The sequence below is a fragment of the Vibrio sp. CB1-5 genome, assembly GCF_059412285.1.
On record NZ_JBJHPB010000036.1, the window covers coordinates 1 to 24,080 of the forward strand.

Here is a 24,080-nt window from a genome sequence, read left to right on the forward strand (position 1 = left end):
GTCTTGGCGATACAGTTAACGTTAAATCTGGTTACGCTCGTAACTTCCTTATCCCACAAGGTAAGGCTGTAATGGCAACTAAGAACAACGTTGAAATGTTCGAAGCTCGTCGCGCTGAACTAGAAGCTAAAGTTGCTGAGCAACTAACTGCTGCTGAAGCACGTGCTGAGAAAGTTAACGCTCTAGAAGCAGTTGTTATCGCTTCTAAAGCGGGTGACGAAGGCAAACTGTTCGGTTCTATCGGTACTCGTGACATCGCTGACGCAATCACTGCGGCAGGCGTTGAAGTTGCTAAAAGCGAAGTTCGTCTTCCTGAAGGCGCTCTACGTACAACTGGCGAGTTCGAGATCAGCGTTCAACTTCACTCTGAAGTTTTCGCTCAAATCGCACTACAAGTTGTTGCTGCTGAGTAATTCAGTTGTAAGAACGCGAAAAACACCAGCTTCGGCTGGTGTTTTTTTTGCCTGTAGGTAAAGGTTCCATCGCCTTCCCCAAGAACGACTAACGCCGATACTGACTAGTCATGGAAATTCCCCCCAAACAAGGTACAATCCGGGCTCAAATTTCTATGACCCTACGGCCTTTAATATGCACTCACCCCAACACTGCTTTAACCGATTTGATGTTGCTATCGAAGGCTACGAGTTACCAGAACAATTTACGTTTCCGTTCTACTACACGCCGCACCCGCTGTGCGTATTAGCGGCAAACCAGCTGCAGCAGTATCTACAAACGCAAACAGACTTCAGTCATGATTTTGGGATAGACGATGAAAACCAAGGTCGAGGCAAGATGTTTGGCGTTTTGCTGGTACAAAACACGCAAGGCGAAATCGGCTTTTTGAGTGCCTTTTCTGGCAAAATTGCAGACCAAAACCTTCTGCCAGGTTTTGTGCCACCGGTTTTCGATATGCTCACTGAAGACGGCTTTTTCCGAGAAGATACCGACGCCATTACCCAAGCGCTCGCAACCTACAAAACCTTCGCCAACGCGCCAGAAATTGCAGAACTCAAAGAGCAAATCGCTAGCGAGCGAGCTGCCTACCAAAAAGAAGAACAAGCGCATCGCGACATCATGATTCAAGGGCGTGCCGCTCGCAAATTGCAGCGAGAACAAGCACAACAAACACTTACTGGTGACGTGCTTAAAACCTTGCTCAACGACCTAGGCAAGCAAAGCGTTGCAGAAAAAAACACCCTCAAATACCTAAAGCTCAAATGGGAAGATAAGCTCTCCATTAAAGAGCAGCGCCTAGCAGAACTAGAGACCCATCTTGCAGAGCTTAGAGAACACCATAAAGCGCTATCCAACGCTTTGCAGCACAAGCTTCACAAGCAATATCGTTTTCTAAATCAGCTTGGCGAGACGCGTGACTTGGTTGATATCTTCGCGGCAACCAAAACCCCGATTCCACCAGCCGGTGCTGGCGAATGCGCCGCGCCAAAGTTACTGCACTACGCCTACAAACACGGTTTGAAACCCTTGGCTTTGGCCGAATTTTGGTGGGGCGTATCGCCTAAGTCAGAGATCCGCAAGCACGGTGGTTTCTACCCATCTTGTAACAACAAGTGCCAACCTATCTTAGGCCACATGCTGCAGGGCCTAAACGTCGAGCCAAATCCACTCGAGCAGAACTGGGCGGAAGATAAAGAACTGGAAATTGTGTTCCAGGATGAAGCTATGGTGGTCATCAATAAACCGTCGGGCTTGCTGTCTGTACCAGGCAAAACCATTAAAGACTCTGCTTACACGCGCCTGCAAGGCCTATTCCCAGAAGTTGAAGGCCCCTATGTAATTCACCGCCTAGACATGGCGACATCTGGGTTGCTCGTGTTCGCCTTAACTAAGCGCGCCAACAAAAGTCTGCAAAAACAGTTTATTACCCGTGGCGTACAAAAACGCTATGTCGCCCTGCTAGAAGGCGAGCTTACTCAGAGTGAGGGCGACATTACACTACCCATGCGTGGCGACCCAGACGATCGCCCAAGACAGCTGGTGTGTTACGAACATGGCAAGCCAGCAGAAACTCACTGGGAGTTGATTGAAGTGCGTGATGGCCGAAGCAAGGTCTACATGTACCCTAAAACAGGCCGAACTCACCAGCTACGCGTTCATAGTGCTCATCACCTTGGTTTGAACATGGCGATGGTTGGCGACACGCTGTATGGGGAGAAGGCTGACCGATTGCATCTGCATGCGGAGCGGTTGGAGCTTGATCATCCTTATAGTAAGGAGCGATTGGTGTTTCAGGTTGATAGTGAGTTTTAACTAACTTGAAGGAGAGAGAGCATAGAGATTGTTTAAACGTTCTCTCCATTCTTTTTATGACTATTCCCTTCAATATAAATAATCGCCATGAACTAGAGTTAACAATAACTACCAACGATGAATCCCATAAAAACAATCAGTTAGAATAGCATCATTGTCCGCAACAGTAGACCTAGAAACAGAGATAATGCACACTAGTGCTAACGACAATCACCGAGTCTTTCCATGAACATCACCAACCACTACTACACCGAACACGCCCAAGATTTCTTTGATTCAACCGTTGGTGTTGATGTTCAAAAGCTGTATGAGCAGTTTCTACCTCAGGTAAAAGTGCAAGGTAAGATTCTAGATGCGGGGTGTGGCTCTGGCCGTGACAGTAAACACTTTCTCGACCTCGGCTATCAGGTTTGTGCTTTTGACGCCAATGAGTCACTGGTAAGTCTTGCATCCACTCACCTAGGACAGCCTGTCACTCTCGCCAGGTTTGATACCTTCACAGGCGAACCCAATAGCTTTGATGGAATATGGGCTTGTGCTTCTCTTTTACATGTTGAGGCTGAGAATCTACCAAGCGTGTTCGTTCATCTAGGCAAACTACTTAAGGCCGATGGTGTATTTTATTGTTCATTCAAGTACGGTGAGTCAGCGCTCGTTCGCAATGGTCGTTACTTCACGGATATGAATGAGGATAAACTAGAAGGAGTGCTGTCGCAGACAGGGCTGAGTATTGATAGTACGTGGAAAACCTCTGATGCGAGACCAGGCAGAGAATCGGAAAAGTGGTTAAACGCCATTCTGATTAAAGCCTGACCCCTAGCTCGGAGATCAAATATGCCTCATCAATCACTGACACTGAAAGACAACCTTCTGACCACCGGAGGCGACGACCCGCTTCTACCACAACTCATTCATGCGATAAACCACGCAACAGAGATCGAAATTGCGGTCTCTTTCATCCAGCCATCAGGGTTGGACTTGCTGCTTCCGTGTATCCATGAGGCGATTGAGCGAGGCCTTCACCAAGAGCGTCCATTAAAGCTAAGGATCTTAACGTCAGATTACCTTCACATCACCCACCCTATCGCGTTGCGTTCGTTGGTTGAGCTAGAAGGAGAAGGCGTCGAAGTAAAAATATTTGAAGCTCAAAACCGAAGCTTCCACTTAAAGTCCTACATTTTTGTTCGCAGCGACGAGGCTCAATCCTATTTCCGAGGCACCGCTTTTGTTGGCTCAAACAACATCAGCAAATCAGCACTTACCGATGCCCATGAATGGTGTTTGAGGCTCGACTATCAGCAGCCTAAAGACTCCACTCAAGCGAAGCAGTTTCAAAGCATTCGCTATGAATTCGATAAGCTATTTCACCATCCATCAGCGATGCTGCTTAACGACGGATGGATTGATGCTTATATCAAGCGCAGACAACCACCAAAACTCGCTGCCGTTGGCGATTCCTCTCTACTTGATGATGACGAATACTCTCCAAACTCTGCACAACTAGAGGCACTGAGTGCGCTCAATGCAACACGAGAACAAGGCAACGTTCGCGGACTCGTTGTTATGGGCACAGGCATGGGTAAAACTTGGCTATCAGCCTTCGACGCCAAGCAGCTTAATGCTGCGCGAATTCTGTTCGTAGCGCACCGAGAAGAGATTTTGACTCAAGCATTAAACACCTTTGCCAAGCTATGGCCAGAAAAATCTGCCGGCTACTATCACGGCAAGAGCAAAGACAAGTCTAAGGAAATGCTGTTTGCCTCGGTACAAAGCCTGGGTAAACAACAACACCTCAAAAACTTTGAACCGGACTATTTTGACTACATCGTGGTAGATGAATTTCATCATGCGAGCGCAAAAACTTACTTAAACATTCTCAACTACTTTGACCCTAAGTTTCTACTTGGGTTAACAGCGACTCCAGAGCGTACCGACCAAGCCAACATTCTGTCTCTGTGTCACGACAACTTGGTTTTTGAGCGCAATTTAGTACACGGGATTGATGGTGGAATCCTAACCCCATTCCACTACAACGGAATTTGGGATGACTCGGTCAACTACCAAGAAATCCCTTGGCGCAATGGTAAGTTTGATCCTGCCGCTCTCGATGCCCAGTTTGCCACCGCACAAAGAGCAAAACACGTTTTCAATCACTGGCAACAAAAGCAGCAATCGCGAACGCTGGCATTCTGTGTCTCGAAAAAGCATGCCGATTTCATGGCTGAGCAGTTTAACAAAACCTATGAATCCCAAGGTCTAAAAGCGCTCTCTGTACACAGTGACTCCTCAGTCCGCCGCAATGAAGCATTGACTCAACTCGATAAAGGTGAGGTTCAAGTTCTGTTCTCGGTCGATTTGTTCAATGAGGGAACGGATCTACCTTCAATCGACACGGTATTGATGCTCCGTCCAACCGAGTCGAACATTATCTTTCTTCAACAACTAGGGCGTGGGCTACGCAGACATGAGAACAAAACTCACCTAGTCGTTTTAGACTTTATTGGTAATCATCGCTCATTTCTAAACAAGCAAGAAGTGCTAGGCATTACCTCCCCGCAGTCTATTGACGGACAAGGAGGAAAGGATGTTCAAACACCAAGCCTAGGTGAAGGCTGCTTTGTCAACTTGGACCCAGAAATCATCGACTTCTGGCAACAGATATCTAAGCAAATGCGTCTGAGCGCAAAAGAAGAGTTCGACCAACTGACCAACCACCTCGGCCATCGACCAAGAGCAGTAGAGTACTTTCGAGCTGGGTATGACTTCTCAAAGGTCAACAAGCAACATGGTAGTTGGCTGGAACTCGTTGCAAATATCGAGGATGACTCAAGCCTTCAACAATTAATCGCACCACACGGCAAATTCTTTTTCGATGCCATCCAGAAAATGAGCATGAGCAAGTCCTTTAAGGCGATACTGCTCGAAGCCTATTTGGAGCTCGATGGCTTTAACAACCCTCCAACCGTCGAAGTTCTAGCAGAAAAAAGCTGGCACGTGCTCGCAAGGTACCCACACTTAAAAGCGGCAGATCTTTCCAAAACACATCAAGAACTAGCGCCAAACTCTACTAAATGGATAAAATACTGGCGTGATAACCCTATCAACGCGTTTGTTGGCGGGAATAGTAAAAAGGCCGACAGCTGGTTTACAGAAGTTGACGGTAAGCTAACGGCTAACTTCGCCGTGGAACCATCACTTCAAGACGCATTTCATGACTTCATCAAGGAGCTCATCGATTTTCATTTAGCAAAATACGCTGAACGAGCTCGCCTAAATGACGAGCAGGTGACGGTTCAAACCGAAGCTCCGCTTCCAGCGGCCAATGAGGGTACTCTCCTCCCCTATTTCCCGAACCTAAAAATTGCCTGCGGCCACTTTAAAACCGGTACTCATGATGAAGTGGAGTCGATGGCTATCGATCTTCCCAACCTCAATCCGGAAAAGTACTTTTTAGCACGGGCATCGGGCAACTCAATGAATGGGGGTAAAACGCCGATTATAGATGGTGATCTACTATTATTTGAATTTGTGACTTCAACGTCAGCCGGCTCGATTACTGGTAAGACAATGGCCGTAGAAATTCAAGATGAGTCAGGTGACAACCAGTATTTGCTGCGAGTAGTGCAGAAGGATAAGCAAGGCCAGTATTGGTTAAAGGCAAATAATCCTGATTATGAGTTGATGTTGGCGAATGAGTCTATGCGGACGCTTGCTAGGTTGAAGCAGGTGATTGTTGAGTGATGAAACTGTGTTCTTCGGCATAAGACCGTATGGCGTGTCGCCTTGAACAGGTGAACACGCCTGATTTAACAGACCTAAGCTTCAGAGTTATCTGGGTGCACAAAATCACTCAACCAAATAGCTTCTTGCTCCAAAGCTAAACCTTGTTTTTTCATTTCTTTCACTAGATCAAGAAGCCTTGGAGACTGCTCTAATAGACTTGGGCTGTTACGCTCGAAAGAGTCAAACTCGCGAGCTGTATCAACCCAAAGCTGGTTTAGTCCATAACGTACCAATAACTCTTTCCAATTCGGCATCAACCAAAACTCGGATCTTTCTGGTAGCTTCTCTTGCAGGCGGCGGTAGTTATTCAGGCCAACTCCATCATAGTCAGCAAAAAAATAGACCTTCGGCGCTCTATCAAGTATCGAAAGCCAATCAATCAGCTTGTTGTGAAGTTGTCCTCGGAACCAAATGACGGTCGTGGGTTCACTGCTCGGTAACCAATCAAGCCTGTCAAAGAGTGCTTGGTTTTCCACCAACCAAATAGAGTGTTGAGTATGAAGATCCTTGTTTCTTTCACCACCCACTTCGAGCGCAAAAACACCAAACTGTTCAGTGGCTTCCTGCAAGTGACCTGTTTGCACTCCAGACGACTCCCAAATCGGGTTTGCAACGGTTTTAGCCAGAACGTAGGTGACATCGTGACCTACGATTCCTAGTTTGCTGCTGCGAGTACCGGCAATGTTTATAGCTCTTTGTGGGATATTCGAAGACACATTTTCATTCGGTGCCAACTGCTCCAAAGTCACGTTAACAACATCCATGTCTAAGATGCTAAAAACAACACCGCGCCCTTGAGGGATAACTTGTACCCCCTGAGAGGTGCGACTGAATTCTTCAAGCTGCCTTTTTTGGGATAACGACAATGTACTTGCGGCGACAGAGTCAGGATAAGCCTCGACGAGCCGCGTTAATGCTTTAGCCAATGCTTTAGCCAATGCTTGGCTCATAGCAGACTCTCCACTTGTACCTGTGATAACTCTTCACTCTCCTTGCGTTCAAAAATTTGCCAACTATTACGACTAATATGGTTTTTACCGTGCGCTTGATGGATTGGCACGCAATAACGAGCAGTCGTTAACGGTGCTGGAGAGGCAAAAATCAACGCAAAACCAAATTGCTCGGCAATCTCAATCAAGTTAGCTTGGTTTTTAGTATCCAGTGCCAATGCCTCGTCCAAATAACATACCGCTTTCATTTGGTGTCGTTTGTCTTGCATTAGATGCAGCATGGCAAGGCCAGTCACTAGCTTTGCCATCAGTACCGTGCCGTTAGAAGCTGCACTATCAATGTCTTCGAATGACTCTTGTTGCTGTCCTTGCTTAGCGACAACAAACTCCAGTCTGAATAAGTCTGCCACTCTTAGGCCTTGGCGTGCATTACCTTCTTCTATCAGCAGGCTCTTGGCTCGATCTAACTCAACGTCGTCAAGGATGCTACCTTGATCAAATAACTCAAAACTCTGTCCACTCTCAGTTTGCTCTGCTTGCTGTATTAGCACATTCATCGCATCAACAAGCTGGCTCTCTTCCATTGGCTCGATTTTGAACGTCTTGAGATCTGATAACTGTCTACGGCTGATTAAGCGATTGAACTCCTTCATCTTGCTTTGCAGTGCATAGAGGCCACTTCGCAGCTCTCTAAGGCTCGCAGTAACATTGACCACCGCCGAGCGAGCACGCCTTTCCAGCGCTCTCTTTTCATCATCTAAACAATGACTAAATTGAATGATGCCTTTTAACTCTTCATCCTGAGTTTGCGCCATTTGAAATTTGGTAAGACCTTTTTGATTCAGAGCACTTTTTAGTTGGTACATTTCTCTGGACAGCTTATCGAGTTCTTTACAGTCATCTATGAACTGCTCAAGATGCACTGGTAAAGAATCTAAAGACCACTCACCTGCCATTATCCACGGTGTGTGGGGTTGCTGCGACAGGCTGCTAAACAGAGTTTGATCATCAATTCTCTGCTTTTTTAACCTCTCAACACTGTCATCATCCGAAGACAGCTGACTCAACTTATCCGTAATTTCTCCAATTTTCTGCACCAATTCATTGTGCGTTTTTTCTGCATTCTCCAGCGCGGTAGTTATCTCTATTAGCTGAGTTTCAAATGCTTGTCTTTGCTGTACTCGCTGTGGCAGATCCTTTTTGAGCTGTTGCAGTAGTTGGTAGTCTTTTAAGTCCTGTTCACACTGTTTGACTACACCCTTTAGTTCTCTCTTTCTCCTTTCAGCAGCCTCAATCTCTCGGCTAGCTTCCACCAGTGCGTTGAGCTCATGGATTTGCCCTTTGGCACTATCAATTTCCTCCAACAGTTCCTGCTCTGTTTTCTGTACATGTTGGGGGATTAACTCACCGAGCGACAGCGTTAGACCAGCAAGCGAAAGCGGCTTGTCACCAGCATTGAGCACACTTCTAAGCTGGTTTATATCAAATGTGTACTGGTCAGGTGACAGTTGCATCACTTGTTGACTAAGGACTTTGTTCAGCTTTTCCAATTCTAGTGCGTTAAGCACTTTAGAAAGGTGAAGATACAAATTATCGCCAAGTGTTTGGTGTTGAGCCTTGAGTCTTTGTAGCTGTTGTTCTCTTTCTTTGAGCTGCTTACTCAAAGCGGATGAAGAAGTTCGCTGCGATTGAACACACAATGCTGCCTGATCATCATAGCTTTGCTCGGCAGATTTTAGTTGACTCTCTAAAAACGATTGATCTGGAATTAAGCTAAAGCGCTGTTCCAGATCTTGTTGCTGCTTGTCGATACGGTTTAGATCCGCCAACTTATTGGTTAAGTCTTTGCTTTCACCAGCGCGAGTAATGTCTTGGCTTCTTAGCTCTCGTTGCGATTGCTCAAGCTTGTTCTTTTGTACTGATAGGCTTTCCGTCGTTGTTTGAACATGGCCATGCCAGTCTTGTAGCAACGCATTCACTTTAGGTTGGTATGCCGCGATTTTTCCTCGCAGTGCCAAAGTGCGCTCAAACTTTTTCTCTAAACCACCTATCGTCTCTAGGTTATTCACCGCAGCAAGATACTGTTCACGCTCTAGGTTGATGTCTTGAAACGCTTTTTCCCATTCCTGCTTAAAATCAATACTGGCATTGGGTAACTCTCGACTGAATATTTTTAACAAATAGTCTTTCACATCGCTGGAATTAAGTTTGTCGAGCCTAAGTGTTTTGGTGAGTACCTGCTGGAATGAGCGAGCATCGCTGACATGTTCCAGCTTGAAAACGGTAAAGTCGATGTCGCTGCTTTTTTTGCTTTTTGCACCGCCATAGATTGAATGACGAAACTCTTTATCATTGAATTTGTAGACTCGATGTTTCTTAGTCGCTAAGTGATTGACGAGCTTTGGTTGGGACACGATGTTCCCGTCTTCAAGGCGGAAGTCATCGAGGTTCAATTCACCTTTGTATGCGAAATACTCGTAGTCATAACCTACCCCTTTACCAACACAACCAAACACCACAGTGCCTGTTTGCGGTAGGATGACTTCCAATAAGATATAAGCGCTGTTGTTTGGAAAGTAGAAGCGGCGAGCTTTCTCTAACGTATGTGACCCAAAATCCATCCGTCTTTGGTCGATGATGAGCAGAAACTGGAGCGCGTTGATCAAACTTGTTTTGCCATGGTTATTTGGGGCAATTAACGACACAGAATCATCGAGGGGAAGTTCCGCTCGCTGGTAGCCTGCACTGCCAATTAATGCTAAACGTTGAAAACCGAAAGTTAGCATGATTGTTCTTCCTCTTTAGCAGCGACATCACTTTCCGATGCTTGTTCAGTGATGAATTCAAAGTGGTCGAGGTAACGATATACCGAAGGCAGCAAGCGCCATTGATTGTTATCTTGAGTTGCAAAGCCTTTTCGCACAGCGTTGTCGAGTATCTTAACGAGCGCATCTTGGTCGAGCTCTTCTGCATCTAACAGCCCTTGGTGCTTTTCGTAAACCTCTTCTAGTAGAGCATGATCAATCTTCCATTGGTAAAACTGACCAAGGGAGCGACCATTATCAGCTTGGTGATCAAAGATCACCATCAGCAGCAGGGCGAGCTGCCGTGATTGTTTATTGATGTTCGCGTTAGCTTCATCATCATGAAACCATGCAAAGCCACGCCCATCAATCCGTAACTCAAAACCTAAGCTAGAAAATAAATGTTGATACTGCTCTGATTGTTGTTCGAGTTCATGCCATAGGGAAGCATCCGTCGAGCGATTTAGGTGACGACCAGAATTAAATAGATTAAATAGATCGGTTAAGTGAGCCAGCTCATTCAAATCGATTTTGCTAGTTTGCATTATCAACATCCTTTGCATTTGTTGAGCGAGTCAACGTCTTTAGTTCGTGAGGGTAGTAAGTGACCGCTATTGTCGTCAGCTCTGTGGTTTTTTCGCTGTCCCCTAGCGTGCTCTGCCATTGAGGATCGCGAACAAGCTCGTGATAAAGCCTCAATAGCTCGGCATCGGGTAAATCCAGATAGTTTTCTCTGAGCCACATCATTAGGTTTGTAATTGGAAGTGCATCGGCAAGTCGTTGTCGTAAAACCTCTTCGTCAACCCAGATTATTGTTGGATTTGTCGGCGCTTTCTCTTCATCTGGAAAAGGGATAGAGCTTGGCTCAAAGTCCTTGAATTCTGCCATTAATTCACGAACCTCATTACCCAGTTGGATCTTGGTAACGCGGCTGCTTTTCCACATCGGTAAACCGTTAGCACTGAGCCCACGCGCTAATCCTTTTTTACGAACTTGGCTAAGCTGTTTGCTGATCACCGCAGACAACTGATTATGCTGCCTAGCTTCTTCTCTCAATGGCAACAAGGTGTCAGCACATTGTAGGGCTATCACTCGACCTTGGTATCGCAGGTCTTTAACTTGATAAGCTATCTGGCGCATTGCCAGCCTTTGTTGATATAAAGAGCCGCGCATAGAGAGTATATCAACAGCTGTATCGAGTGCTTCTTCGGCCTTTTCTAATAAGGGGTAGAAACTGCCGCCCAGACCGCTATCCATCATTTCGTTCATAGGCTCCACGTACTGATCGTAGACTTGTAGCACCTCTCGGTAACGACGTTCTATCGGCACACTGGTATCCGCTGACTTTGCTACTTCTGCGATTTCAAAAATGGCTTGCTTGTCTTGTGTAAGCTGCTGAATAATCTTTCTTACTAACTCTGACAGCCTGTTAGCACCAGTACGAAGCAGATCGTTATCCGACGTATCCAACCCCTCTAACACTTGGCTGGTGGCATCTTTAATTGCATCCACTCGCGCTTTCAGTACTGCAGATAAACCTAACTCATGCTCTTGAGTTAAACCTCTGACAAAGTCCACCACTAAGGTGTTTAACTGATAATCGCTACTGCGGTTGATAGGCTGAAGTATATCGGCATTGACAAGGCTGGTGAGAACGGAGTTGCTCTCGGTGTTCTTGTTTTTATATTGATTGATCACTTGCTCAAGCAGCCTGAGCTCAAACGCAGGAAACTCTCTCGAAAGCCGAGTTAACTGCTCAACCACTTCCCAATGTTGGTGTAGCTGAAAGGCGAGACTTTTAGGTGCTGCCATCTGTGCTTACCTTATCTGTAGAGTTAAAGATCCAATGTACCTTACTATACGTTGAACCTTATATATTTCCGCAATGGTATGGCGTCGTCCACAAGAGGTAAACACTGTGTACGCGCTACCTATTATGTTCCCCAATATTTCACGACTGATAGCGGCATAGAGAGCGTAATCGCCCCTAGCAGCTTTATAAGAGGTAATCATTCGACACTGAATATTATGCAACAAGAACTTTATGTTGTTAATGTCGATTTCTGTTAGCAGTACCTAACCCAACAAGGCAGCAAGAGCATTAATACCTAATCACGTATTCGATAATTTTAAAACGAAACCGTACAGTACATGCGACGCTGTTTGAGGTTTATTGCGTAAGCGATCATTCTAAGGCCGGATCACCCCATTTCTGCGACATCTGATGTTAAAAAATTCTCTGCGAACTTCTTTTTCCACTGAAGTGGCGTCAGCTCTGCAACGTCAGCGGCTGGATGGACCGCCACTCGCTGTAAAACATCAACAAGGTAATGGTAAGGATTGATATTATGAAGTCGACAAGTCACCATTAAGCTTTGGAGCACACCTAACTGCTCAGCACCCAACTCCGTCCAACAGAACAAGAAGTTCTTTCTTCCCATTGAAATAACGCGCAAAGCTCGTTCAAGATGGTTCGTGTCAATTTGAAGATGTGGGTTCGTGAGGAACACTTTGAGTTCATTGCAGCGTTCACCGGCATAGTTCAATGCTTTAAGAAGTTTATTCGAGGACAAGTATTCCGGATTTTGTCTATGCTCGTAAACCCACTCAAAAAATTGAGTGACTATCGGCTCGCTGTTTTTTTGTCGATACTCCAACGCTTTATCCGCCGGTAACTGAGTATTTCGGATATGCTTTTCATGCTGGTACAGCTGAGCTATTAAGTCGAGGGCGTGTTGAGCCAATTGAGGTTCGATATCTAAAGCTTGCTCGAAGTAACGGCGAGTATGTGCCCAGCAGGTGGCGTGCGTGACTTTCTCATCGTGTTCATTGAGCTGTTTCACCGCTTTGGTATACGCAGTGTAACCATCACTCAATAACGTGCCCGAAAACCCTTTTAGTTGGTCAACAGCGAACTGTGTTCCTCGGCTTTTTGACCAAGTGAACGCGACTTCATTTTCTTCACCATAGATTGGCCAGAAGTAAGTTTGCTGCATTTTCCCCTTTGATTTGCGACCGGCTTTCATGGGTACTTCATCCATCGCCAACACTTTACTTTGCAAGATATGGTCACGTTGTGCCTGATAAATCGGCTCAAGAAGTCCAATGGCTTTCTGTATGTAGTTAATGAGGGTGGCGCGGCTGAGCTTAATGCCACTGTCCAATAAGCGTTGATGTTGTCTGTAAAGTGGCAGGTGGTAGACCGCTTTATCCACCATTAAGCCAGCCAGTAAAGACACATCCGCATAGCAACCCTCGAGAACATTCGCCGGGGCTGGGATATTCGATAAGGTGTGCTCTTGCTTATGACGCACCACAGGACGTCGATAGACAAGTACCACATAACTACCAGGGCGCTGGGCAAGGCGAGTCGTTTCTTTGTAATCAATCACCTCGTAGTTATCGGCTTCTTCCCCTTCTAGTTCTGGAGCGGAGAGTTCGATAACTTTGCGTGGTACAGATTCGTCAAAGCGTAGACCGGTGTCGTTCACCTCATCCCCTGAGCGTTGAGTCTTATTGCGACGTTTGTATGATGGGATAGTGATGCCATCCTCTTGGTCGAGTGACGGCTCTGGTTTCTTCTCAAACAAGGACGCTTGTTGAGGGTCTATCTGGAGTTGTTTTTCAGATTTTCGCCCAAAAAGCTGGCGCTGGAACCAAGAGAGTTGATTTTTAAGTGCAGCCAGTTCCTCCGCTTGCTTAGCTAGGAGCTCTTCCATCTCTTAGGCTTTGAACTGGCTGATATCACTGGTTTTCATGATTGAAATTATACCATGAAAACAACTTAAAGTCGTTTTTTATGGGGGGATTTTTGCCAATCAATGCCATCAATTAAGCATTGAAGTTGCGTCCAAGTCAGAGGGTGTTTTTGTGTTGGGGAGCCCAGTTGTTGATAGAGCCCTCGCTCCAATCGCTTGCTCCATAAACAGAATCCACCTTTGCTGTAATAAAGGATTTTCATCATGGTGCGCTTGCGGTTAATGAAAACAAACAGCTCTCCGTTATTGGCTCGTACTCCGAACTTAGATTGAACCAGTGCAGACAGCCCGTCAAACTGCTTTCTCATGTCGACTGGCTCAGTGTATAGCCAAATCTTGAAATCTGGATTTTGAATGAGCATTAGTTGTGCCGCATGCGCAATGTCACTCCTCCTGGCAACGAGAGTTCAAGGTCCCATGGCTGGGGTTCTTGAGAGGGTGAGATTAACTGCCAGTGGTCAGAGTCAGGCAAGTTAGTCGCTGTTTGCTCCGTAGTGGTTTGTCCCGGCAATTTTTTGCGCCATACGTAGAAATTAGAAGCGGTGATGTTGTTTTGTCTGCAAAACTCACTCGCTTTTAGTCCGCTCGTTTGAAATTGGTCGATGATAGCTTGCCAGTCATCAGGCGTGCGTCGTGAGGTCATATCTGATGCTCCTTGATTAGAATGAGTACCAGAATAAAGAGTAATTTTGCTAGGTTAAATACGCCCTAAAATGACCGGTTACATTTGGTGGATACCAATAAAGCGGAAATGGCCGAGACAAGTCGTTACATGCTTTAGATAAGTACACCGAAATCAAATCTACGTGGATTGAACTGGATTAGTGCGGCAGCTTTCTCACTAGGTCATATAAACATGACAAAAAGCCGCCACCAAGGGCTACTCGGTGGCGGCTTAGATACACTAAGTTAAGTTTATAGATAGTAGCTATAAGTAAATTTCAATTCAGTGTTGTTCTTGTTATGAGCAAATCCACTGTCACCCGTGTTATCGAAGTATTCTGTGTAAGTCAGTTTACCCCAGTGCTTACGATTCTTAGAAAGTGGCATCTGGAAAGCAGTATCTAGCTGAAGGGTATTCACTGTGCCTAGCATTCCGCCCATCTCAATAGAGCTAAATTGTGGGTTGAATTGGATGTGAGTGCCGTTTTCGCTCAGGTAAATCGAGTTTAGGAAGTTAAACTGTACGCCGTACGCATAGTCATCAACAATGCCTGCATCTATGTAATCACTGTTATTTTGACCTACAGCAACTGCTAAAATTGGGAAAGACAACCAGTTTTTAAAAGGTGTGGTCATGCGCACCAAACCACCAACCGCGAACAAGCGATCAGAGATAGGGTCTTCTGCAAAGCTCGTTTCAATGTAGTCAAGAGAGATACCCATCATTGGTGCCATCTCCCAATCGGTACGAGACACTTCGAAGTATCGTGCGCGAAGCTTAGACATTTTTAAGTCTTCGCTAGCTGAAGGATTGATAGCGCTCAGATGGTCTTTGTCCTCTTGCGCTTCTAGAGTAAGTTGCCCTAAAAACAAGTTACCATTAGCCTTACTGCCTGACGCCTGACCAACCAGTTGCATAAAATCATTGTCATTTTCACCCAAGCTTTGTTTTCCATACGTCGCACTAACTACTGTTGAAACTTTAGTGTGGTCACCTGGATCAGGAGCATCGGTTGGTTCAACGTGTTCATCTGCATAAGTTACTGATGATGCAAGGGCTAACGCGCAAGCTAGTGATAATTTTTTAAGTGCTGCCATGGTACAAACCTATTAAATTTGTTATTGGATATGCCGACTACAAAGCTAGCCAGCGAACGCATACACTGTAAAAAATCGTGTTATTGAGCGATAACTAAATTAAAAAACAATAAGTGAAAATAAATAGTAAAAAGTAGCCCCCTCAACAGCTTTTGAAATGCCGAAAAAAAACATCGCACTAGCCTACCTTATACAAATGATTTAAATTATATAAAGTTCTAAATTCACTGTGCTATCAACGGCATTTTGGGGGCTTGCGGACTGTTTCTGGGAATAATATTGACTATAGATCAAAACAATATCAATAACGCTTCCATTAGCATAAGCGCATGTATCTAAGGCAACTGGCCATAGTCTTTTCAGCCAATCTTAGACTCCGACACCATCCGTAATAATTGGCAATAATCATTATAACGCTATGTTTCGATAGACGAACTCAATGTTATTGTTTGCTACTATTACTAAATACTAGGAAATGAAGAGATCTTATATGTCACTACTCTCTCTTGAGCCACCTGTGTATCAAGTAGGTGATATCCTCTATTCACCCACCTCAGGCGCTATCGAAAAACAAGGTGAAATCAGCCGGTTACGAGCAAGAGAAGCCAATTTGTTTCACGCTCTGATAGAGAGTTTTCCCGAAGTTTTATCCAGAAAGGAAATCGAAGAGCAATTATGGAAAGATTCTTACGCAACTAACGCAACGATTAACCAAACAATTAAAGCACTGCGCTTTTCTTTAAATGACGAGCAGCGCACTCTGATTCGCACCATCCCAAAACAAGGTTACGTACTGGCCACAAAGCCGCTGGTGGTCGAAGAAGAGTTATCTGGCCAAACTCCGCTATCAGAAGCTAACGAAAACGCTTTAACGTCTGATAGTAAAACGCAAGACCAGTCGACCGACCTCAACACTAAGAAAGAAAGCTCGGTGACTCTTCTTTCACTGTTTAGCATCAACCAATGGGTGCTGGTTTTGGCTTGTGGCGTCATTGCATTTGCCATTTCGGCATCAGGTGTCTTTATGAATCCTCCCGAGCGTACCAGCTTCTTATACAAAGGACACTGGATTTTGTTTGTGCCCGAAGAAGGAGAACTGGAGCGCCTTAACTTAGAGCAACTTTCAACGCCACATTATGTGTTGAAAACCAATAATGAATACCGAGTATGTAAAAAGACAGAAGGAACCATTCAATGTCAACTCGCCGACTAAAGCAAAGCACCGTTGTCCTTTTGATTCTTTCTGTATCGTATTTTATCGGGTACCACACTTATCAATACCTTAATGACCCCCTTCGTTTATACCAGGGAGTTTGGTATGGACAAGGGCAAATTGCCTTTTCAGACAAACAAGTTAACAGCTTCGCTACGCTTATTATTGAAAGAAAAAGTGCCCGACTGTCCGTAGAGAATCATTACGGTGAGTATAACTACACCTACGATGTCAACTTAGCTTATAAGAAGTTAAATCATGAACGTAACCATCTTGAAGTTACCGAACGAAGCGTCAATGGACTGGAAGAATTTATTAAAGATACGGGCATTCACGTACCTTCTTACGGTACCCTATTTAGAGTTGATGCCTGGAGGGTAGATGGCGGGCAAATTTTCCTTAATATTCAGCTATCTAACAACAATAATGCTTCGTTTATTTTGACTAAAGAAGACGACATGTGATGAGTTTTATGTTTTTTTATCTGTCATTTTAGAAATACAATTTTTTTTCCCTGAAAGATACTTTTTTTGGTTGGAGCAAAAGCTCTCAAACGCGGTTTAATGACTCCCGATAAACGTGTTTACAACTAAAACCACAGAGCTTTTGCTCTTCAACATAAAAGGTATCTAACAATGACGGTATCCGCTACTTCGGTTCCTACACCAGAAGAGAAGGTAGGGTTAGCCAAATGGTTCCCTCTAATTGTACTTCTTGCCGCTCAATTCTCGACAATGGCCGATAACTCAGGTTTGGCTATTTCAACAGAAGCGCTAATTGCATTGCACGGCGCAACTATGTCTGACATCCAAATGGCTAACGCTATGTACCCACTTATTGCGGGTGCAGGTATGATCGCGGGTGGTCTGATTGGTCTAATCATCGGCTGGAAACGCCAAATGATTATCGGTGCTGGTCTATTGTCAGTTGCATCTTTCGGTGCTGCATTCGCTCCGAACATGGAAATCCTAAACTATGTTGCTCGTGTAGGTTCAGGTCTTGGTGCGTGTCTACTTATCCCAGCAGTACTGGCGAACATCGCGGGTATCTACAAAGGTAAAGACCAAGCAATCGCGTTCTCTGCAATCGCAGCTCTTGTTGGCTTAGCGAGTGCTTTAACGCCACTTATTTTTGGTTTCATCCTTGACGTTGCAAGCTTTCGTGTTGCATTCGCAGGTCTAGGTGTTTACTGTGCGCTAGTTATGCTAGGCAGTATGAAACTTCCTGAGCTACCAAAAGCGACTTTCAAAGGTAAATTCGACGTTGTTGGCGTAGTACTAGCAGGTGCTGGTCTTCTATGTTTCGTTACTGGTCTACTGAAAATCTCTGATTGGGGTCTTGTTGCTCCACTAACTGATTTCACAATCATGGGTCTTTCTCCGGCACTACCTCTAGTTGCTCTTGGTGGCGCAATTCTTAAGGGTCTAATGGTTTGGGAGCGTCGCTTCGAAGCTGCTGGTAACACTCCACTTCTTCCACGTTCTTACGTTGAAAACCCACAAGTAGTTGTTGGTCTAGTTCTTTGTGCAACTATCTTCCTACTGTTCGGTGCAACTGGCTTCATTAACGTATCTTACATGCAGCTTGTTGCTGGTATGAGCGCGTTCGCTTCTGGTATGGCACTTTGTGCTTTTGCTCTAGGCATGATGATCGGTTCACTTGGTGCACCAGCTAAACTTGGTCACCTAAGCTGCCAACGCATCTGTCAACTTGGCTTCATCATTGCAGCAGCAGGTACAGCGCTAATGTTCTTCGGTTTCACTGCTGAAGGCATCACATTCTGGCAATACATCTCACTTACTGTGTTTGGTATTGGTGCTGGTCTACTAGCTTCTCAAGCGTCTATCGTTGTAACTTCTGCCCTAAGTGAGCAAGAAGCACAGCAATCTGGTGGTATCCAAGCAACTTCTCGTAACATCGGTCAAGCGTTTGGTGTTGCTATCCTTGGTTCAGTAATGCTGTTCTCTCTAACCGGTGAGATCAAAAACGGCGTAGCAGAGCACGAAACTCTATCTGCTGAAACTAAGCAAATCATCGTTGAAACTCCGGCTCTACCGTTTGTTTCTAACGACATGGCTCGCGAACTAATGATTTCAGCTGAAATCCCAGCAGAAGAGCAAGAAACGGTTGTCGCTGTAATGGCCGAGTCTCGCTTGTCTTCAGTACAATATGCACTTTACACGCTAATCGTGTTGATGATGGGTGGTCTAGCACTTTGTTCGAAGCTACCTAAACGCTCGTTAATGAATAGTTAACAGGCACCTTTAATAAGCCTCGCTCTAACCGAGGCTTTATTGTTTTTACTTCCCTAATCCTAAAATAGAGCGAGGCAGCTATGGTCAAAGCCTTAGATAACAAAAAAGGATTTTTACTTTGGGTACTATGCTTAGCACAGTTTACTCTTTCAGCTGATGTAGCCAATCTTTCCATCTCTACGTCTACACTTGTCAATGTCTTTGATACTGACATTGCTAGCATTCAAATACTCGGAATCATTCAACCGCTCGTTGGCGCAGCATTAATGCTGTCAGCCAGTATGTTCGGACTGATTATTGGTTGGCGCCGTTTGCTCATAATCGGCACCACACTTGGTTTTGTTTCAACTCTTGGTTTTATCTTAATACCAGATATCTACTCAGTTACCCTATTTGTTCGACCTCTCGCTGGGGTAGGTTCTGCATTTATTCTACCGGCCGTTCTTGCTCTGGTAGTAGCTCACTTCCCGGGTAAATCCAGAGCACTTGGGTTTGGCTTAATGGCCGCCGCGACGGGGCTTGCAGCCGCTGTTATGCCACTACTAAGCGGCTGGCTTCACGACAACGTGAGCTGGCAATGGCCTTTTGCACTCATCGCGTTGTGCTACCTTGCTACTCTAGTGGGTGCCATTACCCGCATTGAGCCTATACACACAAATCAACCTGCTAAGTTTGATATTACAGGCTCAATCCTGGGTGCCGTTAGTATCACTGTACTTTGCTTTGGTCTAATAAAATTGCCTTACTGGGGCGGACTATACGCTCTGCAAGGGGCTAGCATTCCAAATTGGCTGAGTTTTATCCTTCCATTGAGCCCAGCACTGCTTTTCATTGTTGTCGGTATGAGCTTATTTTCATGCTTCATTTTCCAGCAACTTAGATTTCAAAAGCGCCACGGACATGCCCTACTACCTATTCACTGGCTGACCAATCGTTCATCGCGCAAGGGATTCGTTATTTTACCCCTAATGTACATCATTCTTGGTGGCAGTAGCTTTGTGATAGTGACCTATCTTCAAGTCGCAGTGGCACTGTCTTCCGCGCACTCTGGTGGCATTATCTTGCTCTTCTCAGCCTTTATGATAGGTTTTTCTATCATTACGCCGGTTGCTTTTAAACAACTCAAGCCTAAAACGCTTTGCCAGATTGCATTTCTGGGGGTGATTCTCTCTGGTGGCACCCTTTGGCTATCGAGCGCGGCTGAGCACATCCTAGTATCGTTCTACCTCGGTATGGCATTACTCGGTGCGGCTATGGGCATTTTGGCATCACAATGTCCAGTCATTATCACGAGTGCGCTGGGTGAACGTGATGCGGAGCAGTCCGGCGGACTGCAAGCTACGCTACGAAACATTGGTATGGTCATAGGGATTAGCTTATTTGGTGGTATTAACCAGTGGGGACTAGAAAGCGAAATCCAGTCCCATTCTGAAGTCGTAGCTCAATTTCCAGCTGCGTTTGTTGAGCAACTCGATGAGCTATCGCACATTCCTTATATAGACAACGCAAGGTTAGCAAGCGCGGTAACATCGTATGAATTCGATAGCGCACAAACACACAACCTCATCGCAATAAACGCTAATGCTCGTTTAAAAGGATTTGATCTTACGATGATAACCTTAATCATGACCGCGCTAATGGGGTTTGTTGTTAGTTCCAGGTTGGAATGTCAGGATGATACGCCTGCTGCACTAGTGCCATCAAGAACAAGTTGTTAAATGTAAAGAGGCTAATATCACCGACAAGGTAAATAGCCCAAACAATCTATCGAAAGCGCATTGTTCTTTAGCAGCACTGCGCTTTTCTTTTAAGTGCACTTCTCAGCTCTTTTGCAACATAGCTAGAATGAGTTCTGCCCCTTCAATGTTTGATAATCCCTCTATGCCCGCTGTAAGCTGAAATCACTTTATCTTGTGATCAGCGATGAATATGTCGATGAGCAGAGGCTTTAGGAATGTTTATTCACATATCGGCCCGAATAGTTTATTTGAGAGACTCATTCTACGACTCAGATATTAGTAACGCTGTTGTTTTCTCTTCAAAAACCTTTCTTAGCTATGACCAAAGACACTGTCGTTCATGGAAAAATTTCAGAATCTGTTCGGATGATAAACACGCTATTTCTACCAACATTCTAGATAATGTTACTGAACCAGCAATCCATCCAAAACGACAAACATGACATTAAGAAAATGGAATACTCAACTCGTATGAATAAACTAAACCTCGCTTTTTCCGCTTTACTCCTTTCTCTGCTCGTTGGCTGCTCCTCTACTTCGGTTGCCGATGATCAAAAAACAAGGAGTTACGCAAGATCACACGAGCTTGTCGGTCAAGCGTCATGGTATGGACGTAAATACTATGGAAAGCTCACAGCAAGTGGTGAGCGTTATAACAAGAGAGCCTACACTGCGGCTCATAGAACTCTACCTTTTGGAACTATCGTACGGGTTACCAATACAACCAATAGCAAATCGGTGGATGTTAAAATCAATGATCGAGGGCCTTTTGTGAAAGGCCCTCGATCATTGACCTTTCTAAAAAATCATTTGAACAAATAGGTGATATCAACAAAGGGTTAGCGTCGATCAAAATTGAAATTATTGATGACCGTAATACCTTTAGGTACAAGCACTAGAACGCTGGTGCCTTCTCCAATGAATCTATTCATTGGGGCGCGGTTTTCACTGAATACAAAAGCCTCACTAAGGTAGTGAGGCTTTTAAGACTATAAGGGGAGTGAGTTCTACTGAATGCAGAGACTAAGCTGGGGTTGCTTCTTTTGCGCTTTTTTATTCACCGTCTTAAGGAATAAAGACTCTAAGATCACAATCGAAATAATCGTAATGTAGAAAGCCACAACGCCACCCGCTGGACCAGAGAACTGGACTTGCTCATCAAATAAAAGAACAATCGCGCCCATTGCAACCACTTTAGAGCCGATCAAAATGAACCACGATGAGAAAAAACGTTTAATTTTAGGCAAAGTTGATTGTTTAAGACAAAAGGCCGCTGCAAATTTTTCAAAAGCAACCGAGCTTTTGAGTACTATCGCCATAATAATTGCTGACACCAATGCCATAAAAACGCCATCCACAGAAACCCAATTCCAAACAGCACCGTAACCAAGCATTGCAAAGGTTCCGATCAAGCTACATAAGATAAGTTCATTGACCGTCTTCATTTCACTGTTACTCTTTTTCTAGAAGATTAAAAAAAATGCTCCTAATTGCTAGGAGCACTCTATTTATTTAAAGCAAATCACCACTAATTAAGCAGGCATCGCTTCTTCGTTAATCGCTGTTGCACTTTCGTGAACATAAACGTCACCACCTAGCATCGTCGCGAGTACCTTGACGTCTTTAACTGCCATCTTGTCGATATCCAGGATATTCGCATCAAGAATTGCCATATCAGCAAGCTTGCCAACTTCGATAGAGCCAATCATGTGCTCTTTTTCCATTAGGTAAGCCGCGCCTAGTGTAACTGCGTGTAGCGCTTGTTCAGCCGTTAGACACTCGTCTTCTCCGTAAACTTTTCCAGAGAATATACACTGACGGTTCATTGCGCCCCACATCATGAACAGTGGGTTAGCTTGAGTTACTTGGTCATCACTGTGGATTGAGAAAGGTACACCTTTCTTAACCGAAGTTTGGAATGGGTTTAGCGTATTTACGCGAACAGGGCCCACAGTTTGAGTTGCGTGTACATCACCCCAGAATGGAATGTGCGTAGCAAACAGGTTGTGAACCACACCCAGCTTGTTCATGCGGTCCATCTGCTCCGGGGTAACCATTTGGTTGTGCTCTAAACAGTGACGTACATTTGGCTGTGGACACTCGGTTTGCATACGCTCAATCAGATCTAGCAGTCTGTCAGTACAACCTTCGCCGTTACAGTGGAAAGAGATGCTGTAACCTAATTTGTGTGCGTAGAAGCAACTTTCAAATGTCGTTTCTGCGCTGTACTGGAAGTGACCATTCTCGCGACCGTTGTAGTACTTCTCACCTTCTTTAAGTACTGCTGTAAAACCTTGGATAGAACCATCTGTAGCGATGTGCTTCACTTTTGTAGCAAATAAACGATCGTTACTTTGCGCTTTAAAGTCAGCTAGTTCTTCTTCATTAAACTTAGGAACAATTGGGTAAGCAGCCATACGCGCTTTAAATGCAGGCATTGCAGAAAGCGCTTGCAGTAGTGGGTATGGGTTTGCAGGAACACCCATGCCACAATCTGACATAGTTGTAATACCTAAGCGAGAGCAGCTATCTGAGTACGATACCATTGCTACGATTGCATCTTGTGGCGTACCCATGTCAAATGCACCCGCTTGAACAGCGCGCATCATGTCTGGAAGCTCAGCAACTTCGCCTGTTAGGCGGTCGTCTTTACGAAATACGAACGCAGGGTTGTCATCTAGGCTAAAGCCAGCTTTTTCAATCGCTAGTGAATTGAAAGCTGCAACGTGACAAGACGTGTGCATAATGAAAATTGGACTGTCAGCACAGATTGCGTCTAGGAAATCGCGGTCTACAGCAACATCGCCTTCAAGTAGTAATGGGTCTAGGCCCCATAGGTTAAGCCATTCGCCTTGTTTACCTGCAGCGTTGTGTTCTTCAACGTAGCGAGAAATGGTTTCGATGAGCGCGTCTTTTGTCACGCTAGCTGGAAGTATGCGGCCGCCTTCTGCTGTGCGCTCGATTTGACCTGCGTAGCCAAAACGAGAAGTAAATAGTGCCGCAGTTAGTGCGTGCATGTGAGCTTCAATGAACCCAGGAACAATTGTCTTGCCTTCGAACTGAGTATCTAGGCGGTACTCAATGTTTTCGTTTGTTAAGAAAGTCTCTGCTTGATCTTTGGTTCCAACAAAAAGAATTTTTCCATCTTTAACGACTGTTGCATTCGCTTTTGGTTGCGCTTCATTCACCGTAATAAATTGGCCAGTGTATAAAACAGCGTCTGAGCTATATTCTAGTCCTGGTTTATGGAATATTTTAGTTGTCATTGGAAACTCCTGTGTAGGGTTATCTGTATCGGATGAATCCAAGATGCCCAAAGTCATAACCGAGGGCTAGAATTAAAAAGTGAAATTAAATCATCAAAAAATCACACAAATCAAAAGGCAACCCGAAAGCTAAAAAAAAATAAACAACCAAATAAAACAAGACTTTAAATTGATTTTAGCATAGGGCAATTTGATTTTTTGAGAAGACAGTTACGCTTGAGAGAAGGGTAGATAAGTGCTCCCCATGATGAGGAGCACTTTTACTAATTTGCGGTGTTAGTTA

General features: G+C 44.9%; 18 protein-coding genes and 1 pseudogene. 9 read left to right on the forward strand and 10 right to left on the reverse strand.

The window, feature by feature from the left end:
- The 4 genes from rplI to ACJB0T_RS19575 all read left to right on the forward strand — a co-directional run.
- On the forward strand, positions 1–413 hold a 413-nt coding region (gene rplI, locus ACJB0T_RS19560), incomplete at its 5' end, for a 50S ribosomal protein L9 (RefSeq protein WP_495292925.1).
- Between the two features lie 175 nt (positions 414–588).
- On the forward strand, positions 589–2,268 hold the full coding sequence (locus tag ACJB0T_RS19565; RefSeq protein WP_479290614.1) for a pseudouridine synthase: 1,680 nt from the start codon (positions 589–591) through the stop codon (positions 2,266–2,268).
- A gap of 231 nt (positions 2,269–2,499) precedes the next feature.
- Entirely contained in the window at positions 2,500–3,081 is a 582-nt protein-coding gene (locus ACJB0T_RS19570; protein ID WP_479292279.1) for a class I SAM-dependent DNA methyltransferase, read from the forward strand.
- Positions 3,082–3,102: 21 nt separating this feature from the next.
- Positions 3,103–6,009 (forward strand): DEAD/DEAH box helicase family protein, encoded by a 2,907-nt coding sequence (locus tag ACJB0T_RS19575; RefSeq protein WP_479290615.1) that lies wholly within the window; start codon positions 3,103–3,105, stop codon positions 6,007–6,009.
- Between the two features lie 74 nt (positions 6,010–6,083).
- On the opposite strand, the gene ACJB0T_RS19580 is transcribed toward ACJB0T_RS19575, so the two are convergent.
- From ACJB0T_RS19580 to ACJB0T_RS19615, 8 genes are all read right to left on the reverse strand, one after another.
- Positions 6,084–7,001: a DUF7281 domain-containing protein gene (locus tag ACJB0T_RS19580; protein WP_479290616.1), complete on the reverse strand. Its 918-nt coding sequence runs from the start codon at positions 6,999–7,001 to the stop codon at positions 6,084–6,086.
- Positions 6,998–9,787: an Mks condensin complex protein MksF gene (locus ACJB0T_RS19585; RefSeq protein WP_479290617.1), complete on the reverse strand. Its 2,790-nt coding sequence runs from the start codon at positions 9,785–9,787 to the stop codon at positions 6,998–7,000. Before ACJB0T_RS19585 ends, ACJB0T_RS19580 begins: the two co-directional genes overlap by 4 nt.
- On the reverse strand, positions 9,781–10,350 hold the full coding sequence (locus tag ACJB0T_RS19590; protein WP_479290618.1) for a condensin complex protein MksE: 570 nt from the start codon (positions 10,348–10,350) through the stop codon (positions 9,781–9,783). Before ACJB0T_RS19590 ends, ACJB0T_RS19585 begins: the two co-directional genes overlap by 7 nt.
- Positions 10,340–11,617, reverse strand: a complete 1,278-nt coding sequence (locus ACJB0T_RS19595; RefSeq protein ID WP_479290619.1) for an MksB family condensin complex protein — start codon at positions 11,615–11,617, stop codon at positions 10,340–10,342. The genes ACJB0T_RS19590 and ACJB0T_RS19595 overlap by 11 nt, the downstream gene beginning before the upstream one ends.
- A 389-nt stretch (positions 11,618–12,006) precedes the next feature.
- Positions 12,007–13,524 (reverse strand): IS66 family transposase, encoded by a 1,518-nt coding sequence (gene tnpC / locus ACJB0T_RS19600; protein WP_479290620.1) that lies wholly within the window; start codon positions 13,522–13,524, stop codon positions 12,007–12,009.
- Between the two features lie 65 nt (positions 13,525–13,589).
- The gene (gene tnpB / locus ACJB0T_RS19605; RefSeq protein WP_479290621.1) at positions 13,590–13,925 is read right to left on the reverse strand and encodes an IS66 family insertion sequence element accessory protein TnpB; all 336 of its coding nucleotides are present in this window, start codon (positions 13,923–13,925) and stop codon (positions 13,590–13,592) included.
- Positions 13,925–14,206: an IS66 family insertion sequence element accessory protein TnpA gene (tnpA, locus tag ACJB0T_RS19610; RefSeq protein ID WP_479290622.1), complete on the reverse strand. Its 282-nt coding sequence runs from the start codon at positions 14,204–14,206 to the stop codon at positions 13,925–13,927. The genes tnpB and tnpA overlap by 1 nt, the downstream gene beginning before the upstream one ends.
- Before the next feature lie 272 nt (positions 14,207–14,478).
- Positions 14,479–15,324 (reverse strand): hypothetical protein, encoded by an 846-nt coding sequence (locus tag ACJB0T_RS19615; RefSeq protein ID WP_479290623.1) that lies wholly within the window; start codon positions 15,322–15,324, stop codon positions 14,479–14,481.
- Positions 15,325–15,814: 490 nt separating this feature from the next.
- Between ACJB0T_RS19615 and ACJB0T_RS19620 the strand changes: the two genes are divergently transcribed.
- The 5 genes and pseudogenes from ACJB0T_RS19620 (at position 15,815) to ACJB0T_RS19640 (ending at position 21,430) form a co-directional block, all read left to right on the forward strand.
- Positions 15,815–16,537, forward strand: coding sequence for a winged helix-turn-helix domain-containing protein (locus ACJB0T_RS19620; protein ID WP_479290624.1), 723 nt, complete (start codon positions 15,815–15,817; stop codon positions 16,535–16,537).
- Complete coding sequence (locus tag ACJB0T_RS19625; protein WP_479290625.1) at positions 16,519–17,001, forward strand: hypothetical protein; 483 nt, start codon at positions 16,519–16,521, stop codon at positions 16,999–17,001. The genes ACJB0T_RS19620 and ACJB0T_RS19625 overlap by 19 nt, the downstream gene beginning before the upstream one ends.
- Positions 17,002–17,172: 171 nt before the next feature.
- Positions 17,173–18,792, forward strand: coding sequence for an MFS transporter (locus tag ACJB0T_RS19630; RefSeq protein ID WP_479290626.1), 1,620 nt, complete (start codon positions 17,173–17,175; stop codon positions 18,790–18,792).
- Between the two features lie 80 nt (positions 18,793–18,872).
- Complete coding sequence (locus tag ACJB0T_RS19635) at positions 18,873–20,510, forward strand: MFS transporter (RefSeq protein WP_479290627.1); 1,638 nt, start codon at positions 18,873–18,875, stop codon at positions 20,508–20,510.
- A gap of 465 nt (positions 20,511–20,975) precedes the next feature.
- Positions 20,976–21,430: pseudogene (locus tag ACJB0T_RS19640) on the forward strand (septal ring lytic transglycosylase RlpA family protein).
- Between the two features lie 108 nt (positions 21,431–21,538).
- Here ACJB0T_RS19640 and ACJB0T_RS19645 read toward each other — a convergent pair.
- On the reverse strand, positions 21,539–21,925 hold the full coding sequence (locus ACJB0T_RS19645) for a hypothetical protein (protein WP_495292926.1): 387 nt from the start codon (positions 21,923–21,925) through the stop codon (positions 21,539–21,541).
- Between the two features lie 138 nt (positions 21,926–22,063).
- Positions 22,064–23,797, reverse strand: a complete 1,734-nt coding sequence (locus ACJB0T_RS19650) for an amidohydrolase (protein ID WP_479290629.1) — start codon at positions 23,795–23,797, stop codon at positions 22,064–22,066.
- Between the last annotated feature and the right edge of the window lie 283 nt (positions 23,798–24,080).